At 62.6% G+C, this 6,474-nt stretch carries 4 protein-coding genes and 1 pseudogene; 2 read left to right on the top strand and 3 right to left on the bottom strand.

Translation table 11 applies throughout. The features are described 5' to 3' along the window. Positions 1-94: 94 nt before the first annotated feature. Positions 95-421 (bottom strand): annotated as a pseudogene (locus K228_RS27865) (helix-turn-helix domain-containing protein); the annotation flags it as partial. A 496-nt stretch (positions 422-917) separates the two neighbouring features. Between K228_RS27865 and K228_RS0123615 the strand changes: the two are divergent. Continuing rightward, a complete protein-coding gene (locus K228_RS0123615) occupies positions 918-1,118 on the top strand; it encodes a hypothetical protein (RefSeq protein WP_025620603.1) in 201 nt (66 codons plus the stop codon). 790 nt (positions 1,119-1,908) lie between these two features. Here the strand turns inward: K228_RS0123615 and K228_RS0123610 are convergent. Continuing rightward, a complete protein-coding gene (locus K228_RS0123610; RefSeq protein WP_155251626.1) occupies positions 1,909-4,269 on the bottom strand; it encodes an ABC transporter permease in 2,361 nt (786 codons plus the stop codon). Positions 4,270-4,370: 101 nt separating this feature from the next. Continuing rightward, positions 4,371-5,039, bottom strand: a complete 669-nt coding sequence (locus tag K228_RS0123605; protein WP_025620601.1) for an ABC transporter ATP-binding protein — start codon at positions 5,037-5,039, stop codon at positions 4,371-4,373. A 792-nt stretch (positions 5,040-5,831) separates the two neighbouring features. Between K228_RS0123605 and K228_RS28600 the strand changes: the two genes are divergently transcribed. Then, the gene (locus K228_RS28600) at positions 5,832-6,029 is read left to right on the top strand and encodes a hypothetical protein (RefSeq protein WP_025620600.1); all 198 of its coding nucleotides are present in this window, start codon (positions 5,832-5,834) and stop codon (positions 6,027-6,029) included. The last annotated feature ends 445 nt before the right edge of the window (positions 6,030-6,474 follow it).

Genomic DNA, 6,474 nt, shown 5'->3' with positions numbered 1-6,474 from the left:
GCGACCTACACGACCGCACCGACACCTTCGCCGTCTACGGCATCTAACAAACCATGATCAAAGCGGACGTAAAAGAACAACGCCGGGGCCGTGGGGTCTGCAGTAGGCCAGGAATGAGCGAAGGCTGAAAACACCTGAGCTGCGTTGCAGTGCGTTCGGCATCTAACCAGGGCACGAACCAGGATCGCCGTCCCAGTTCTTTGATCATGCGTTCGAATAGTCCGCCGGTGTTGAGTCCCCGGTCGGCTCCATGAATGAAGTCGATTGTTAGCGCCCGCGTTCCGTTCTCGACGGAGCTAACGTGTGACGCGGCATATCCGGCTGCTCGCCCAAACGCTTCTTGCGTCATGCCGGCTGCCCCTCTGGCGCGGCGGATCTCACTAACGATGAACGATGCGATCGGGTTCGACAGATCGACCATTTCAACATCTCCCAAAACCAAGATCAATATTTCAGGCTGTCGCACGGGTTTCCCGGACTGCCTCGGCGCTGCCCACCCGACGGACACACCTAGTGAGGGTATGCCCATCGCATCCATGGTGGAACCCGACAGCGCGGGCCGGTGGCGAACCCATTGGAGGCGCTGTCGGACCGCCCTCGCCGGGGAGTGAGGGCGGTTCCAACGATCATTCCCATTTAGGAGCTGCCATGCCTACTGCCACGCTGATGATGATCTCTCTAGCTGCCGCTGCGGGCGGCTTTGGCCTGCCCCTTGGCGTGATTGCGGGTACTCGCGTTAGTGCTCACGCCCCGCGGCATAGAGGCATGGAGGCGGCAGCTCCGCCAACCCCCACGCCCGATGTAACCGATCTGTCTGTGCAGAGTTCGCCCGCCATCGGACGGGCGCGGGTGTACTACACGTCCCATCCGGACATCGACGTGCTTGAATCTGTTTTTTCTGGGCTGCGGAGGCTGTGATGGCAGACGACAGTGAGCAAAAGGAGCCACGGGCACACCCCGATCCTGACGGGTCGCCCCCGCTGCCGGACAGCGACCGGGTGCACGGGGAGCCCCAATTGCCGCCGGGTCCATTGACGAGTCGGCAGAAGCTGACGGCAGTGCTGGTGATGGTGATGGTGATCATTGTGGTCGGCGTGGTGATCGGGCAACTGAGGTGATCGCCCGGCCTGGGTCTACCGCCCGCAACCTACGGGCGGGACACATGGTCCGTCTCGATCGGCGCCCCTTTCCACAGTTCGTCTACCCGATTAAGTTTCGGGTGATTCGAATTCTTGATCGGCCGACCTACGACGGCTGGCTGTGGCTAGAGGGCTACGAGCTTGATGCCTCGGGTGATGCGCTACGAAAGCGGCAACTGTTCGTTAAAACCGAGGCAGTCCAGCCGCAGAACCCGGCATTTATCGACGTCATTCTGAGGCCAACCGTCGAAGGCTGCCCGTTGCCGGCAGTTAGCGATCCAGACGCCCGCCCGAGTCCCCCCGATACGCCTGCCCGGTCTTGCTGGTGTTTCGGGATGGACGCGAGACGGCCACCGCACTACCGTTCGCACCATGCTGGACTAAATCTCACAACGGGCGGAGGCCGCGTGCCACCGGGTTGCAGCTACTCGGTGGGAGCGGGTGTCGTTTAAGGTGCTGGGGTGCTTCGCGTGGCCGGTTCGGTCGGTTGAAGCCGCGCTGTGCGGTGGGACAGTTCGTGGCTGCTGTGAAATATTGACGTAAGGCCGTGTTGGCAGGTGCCGGAGCAGGCCGGGTAAATCGGGACGGCGGGTCACAGCAGGTCACCGAACCTGAAGGCCCACAGGCGCTACCTGGGCACTTTCGGGGGACAACTCAAAATGCCAGGGGCCCTGCCCAGCCTATCCACTGGTGAGGGCCCCTGCTCCCTACGCCCGAAGGAATCGGGCTCAAAGCCTTCTGATCCGTCGAGTGACCCGGCCTGGGGCCTCTAGTTAAGGCGTCGGGTCAGGGTGAGCCGGGAACGGATCGACGCAGCTGTGCCGAGCACGGCTATCACCGGCAACCCGATGATCATCACGATTGGTAGCCACCAGGGAAGGTGCCAGGTAAGGTCCTCCCGGAGAGCCACCAGACCCGCCGCGGGAGCCACCCCGGCGAGGAGCCCGAGTAGTGTGCCAGTTCCGATGATCAGACCTGCCTGGCTGGCGGCAAGCCAGCGGGATATCCGAGGAGGAGCGCCGACTGCCGCTAGCGTCGATAGATCATCGCGCATTTCCGAAGTCGCGAGGCCCACGGCCACGCTGCCGGCGAGCAACGTCACTATGGCGCTGACGACTGCGAGGACGTAGACGATCGGATCCGTTTGTCGCTGCTGTTTCGCCAGGACACCTACGGTCAGGTGTCCTGGAGTAGTGAGCTTTGTCCCCGGTCCGCGCAGCTGGCCGCCGAGCAGGACTGATTCCGCCTTCGCCAGTTCATGCGCTGTCGGTGGGCGGGTGGTCGTGAGTACGGTGTCCGCCGGTTCCGCCTGCAGGGCCATCTTCTGCGCGGTGACGGGCGACACCAGCACCGAGGGAAGACGTCGGTAAGCGTTGTCCGTCGGCACGAATCGCCCGTCCAGCGATAGCTCTCGGCCGTCCTTCGTGGTCACCGTCGCGACGCCGTCAACAATGAAGAACGGATGGAAGGCGAGGAGTAAACCATCTTCGAGAGCACGGATCGCATCCGGCGGCGGCGGAGCCCCGGTGACCGCTTCAACAACTTCAGGTCCGCCGATGGCAACTGTCTGCGGTAGATCGGGAGGTACTTTGCCGCCTTGGTCGCCGATCCAGTTGAAACTTGCCGTGGCAGTGGTTTCCTGGATAGTGACCACTGACTTGACCGGGAGTACGTCACGGATCTGCTCAACTGTGGTCGCGTCGACGGTTCGGACTGTCTGCTGATCGATCAGGACTTGACCCGGTCGCGCGTCCGGCTGCGCAGCGGTACCTGTCCGCGTGTCTGCTGACAGGAATAGTGAAATACCGACTGACCCAGCAACTGCTCCGCAAACTGCGGCGATTGCCGCCGCTGTGCGGAACTGGTGCCGAGCTGCATGTCTGACAGCCAGCCGCGGAGCGAGTGGCAGTACCGGGGCGGCCCGGCCTGTCAACTCCACCGCAGCCGGGGCCATCGCCACCAGGCCGACCAGCACTAGGACGGCCCCTGCCGCTGCAAGAGTCGCACTGGCCACCGCGGGACTGGCGGAGTAGCTGGCGAGTGCCACACCCAGGGTGGCCGTCACGATCCCAGCACCTAGGAAGCGCCGACCGCTACGATGCGCCGACGTTTGGCGGCCGATGAGGGTGTGCCGGATGGGGGCGCGTGAGACACCCCGAGCGGGCCCTACTGCAGCGGCTACACCGATCAGGACGGCGATCAGGGCGACACCGGCGATCGGCATCAGTGGCAAGCCATCCTCGGCCAATGGATGGTCGACCAGTCGCTCGACGAGCGGCCGGGACACCCAGTAGACACCCAGACCAGACGTGCAACCGAAGACACCAGCGCACAGGCCGAGCACGACTCCGTTCGCTAGAACCAGGCGTGCGACCTGACGATGTGTCGCCCCGACTGCCCCAACCATGGCCAGTTCGCGCTGCTGTCTGCGGGCACCGACTGCGAAGGCCGCACCGACCAGGAGCACGATCTGCATCCCGGCGAAACCTACGACCAGTGTGAGGCCAGCCACTCGCACCACTTGTTCCTGTGCGTCAGGCAGTAGGTCGGAACGTTGTAACATCCCGACTCCGAACCGTTTGTCCGGAATCCACGTCGACCGGGTATCGGGTAGCTTGAGCAGGAACTTTGTGCTGGCACCGGTAGATAGGGGATGGGCAGCCGGCACGATCAGTGCCTCGCGGCCCAGTTGGTTGGCCGTATCGATGAGGCCGACGACTCGTAGTGTCCGCTGCGGAAGTCCAGCTTGGATGGTGTCGCCGGTCTGGACATCGAGCTTTCGGGCGAGGCTGCGCGTGAGGGCCACCTCGCCCGCCGTCGATGCTGCCAACCCGTCTCGCAGCACATACTTGCCAGTGTTGATCGGATGCGCTACATCGGTGGCCCAGTATTCGACGGTGGTGTGATTTGCCTGTCGGGTCAGAATGGTTCGCCCGGTTTGCAGTTCCGTGGTGGCGGTTCCTGCCGGTGCCGTCCGCATGGCCTCCTCGGCTTTAGCGCCGTCCAGCAATAGGTTGGCGCGTCCTAACTGCCAGGAAGCCTCACGCTCCACAGAGGCGTAGGAGTCGGACCAGGCTAGGAGCAGGATGCTGGCCGCGAAGGCCGGAATGGCGAGCATCAAAATGATCAACAGACTACGGATCTTAGTACTGACGGCCGAGCGACGGGCCAATCGGACCGCTAGTCGCCACGACCCTAACACTTCACCAGCCCGTTCCCGCACCGACCGCGTCACGGTGCCGTTCCCTTCGCCGCTGCGTTGGCTTTGCCCAGATCGCTGGCATGTCCGTCGCGCATCCTTACGACCCGGTCGGCCCAAGCGAGAAGGCCTTCGTCGTGGGTTACCAACAGACCGGCTGCGCCAGCATCGATTCGGGAACGAAGAACCTGCATCACGGTGGCGGCAGTCGTGGTGTCCAGCGCCCCCGTGGGTTCATCAGCCAGCACAAGGCGCCGGTTCCCCAGTAACGCTCGGGCGATGGCGACCCGCTGTTGCTGGCCACCCGACATTTCATGGGGAAAACGGCCGGCCAGTTCTTCCAGTCCCACTTCCTGCAGGGCTGAGGCCGCCTCCTGACGAGCGATTCGCGGGCGCAGACCGGCCAGTTCCCGAGGCAAGGCCACGTTCTCCGCAGCCGTTAGTCCAGCGACCAGGTTAAAGTCCTGAAAGACGTAGCCGATGTGCTGGCGACGTAGACGAGCCAGCTCCGCCGGCGTCCGAGATGCCAGCGCATGCCCCTCCACATACACGTCGCCAGCGGTCGGTTGGTCGAGGCCACCCGCCATGCCCAGTAGTGTCGATTTCCCTGAGCCCGATGGGCCCATGACAGCGACAAGTTCGCCCTCACCTATTGAGAAGCTGACGTCTTTAACCGCGTGTACCGTCGCCGAACCCGACATGTAGTCGCGGCTAACATGATTAAAACGTAGTATCGCTCTGGTCAACACCCACCGCCCTTGTTCATCACAACTTATGCTCGTAACTATCCGAGCACGTGATTGAATGATTGTTGGACAGCTTAGCAGGCTCGAATGTCAGTCCTCGGGTGGCTCAGCCCCGCCAACCTTCCCTGCCGGATCCCTTCGCGACAAAGGTAATGACCTTTCCGATCCATCGAGACGTACTGGGCTGATGCCGATCTGGCACCAGCCCAGAGCAGATAATACGCCAACCCCTAAGAATCAGGATAGCCTATCATGCAACATATAGGTAGGTCTGAGCCGAGTGGCCAACCTCCGACCAGTCAAAGGTCTTCATGGTTCCTTCAGGGCAAGCAGGGGACGAGTAATGCCACTCCCCAGCAATCAATGATTTCACTCGAGCGCACTTGCCGTCCGCCGCAGTGTCCTTTACCCAGCCGTTGACGTAAACCTTTCCGCCATAGCACGTGACAGTCCACGATGCTTGACCACCACTCACTTTGACATTGAAGGTGTCCGGGCAATTCGCTTGAACCGCTGCGTGCGCAGGCGAAGTGGGGGTCAAAAGAAACAGACCCGCGGTTGTCGCGATAGTGGCAGCCGCGCCAAGGATGCGACGATACATAGTTTCCTCCGGAGAAATTAGACTACACTATGGATTGCCGGATAAAGCGCAAGATGTCAGCACTCCCCGCTGCTGCCACCATAGTGGACGTTCGTGCCACGAGTCAACGAGGTGTCACTCAGAGTCTCCGATTTACGGATCGAAGCTTGCGATCGTGGTCTATCAACGTGTACGCGCCGTCGACACTCGGGGCGTTCCTGAACACGTTCAGCCACGGGCATGTCCGGCAGGTGCAGGACGCCGCCCACGACGCCCTGATCATCCTCACCGCCCAGATACCGCTCCTGGCCAGCATGGATACGCTGACCTTCGTGGACATGATCTCGATGCTCACCGGATGGTGAGTAGAAACAGGGCATCGGGTTCGGTCACCCGAAGGTCGGCGGCTGCGACATGCGGCTACAACCCCCTGGTCGCGACGCTGTCGACACCGCCGTCCGCTCCGGTCGTCGCGACGACCCGGCTGTGCTCGCGGCGCGGCCAGCATGATCGCCGAGGTGACCAGCACTGCCCGATCCTACGGCTCGACCGGCGAGATCGCGCTCCACGCCGACTCCACGTTCTATACCAGAACGGTCATCAACGCCTGCCGACGACATCGGGGGGCGGTTCTCGGGTCACCGCCCTGATCGACGCCAAAGCCCGCACCGCCTTCGACAGCATCGGCGACGACCAACTCTGGGGCATCGTGCGACGTAACTAATCAGGTCAGTTGACTGCGGGTATCCATGGTCGGCCGGATGCCAGTTGGATGAGGGCGTCGAGTTGGTTGATGCCGTGTTCGCTGGC

Origin of the sequence: Salinispora cortesiana (assembly GCF_000484695.1) — a bacterium.
GTDB lineage: Bacteria > Actinomycetota > Actinomycetes > Mycobacteriales > Micromonosporaceae > Micromonospora > Micromonospora cortesiana.
Note: the sequence above shows the minus strand (reverse complement) of the source record. Positions and strands in the feature narration are given on the sequence as shown.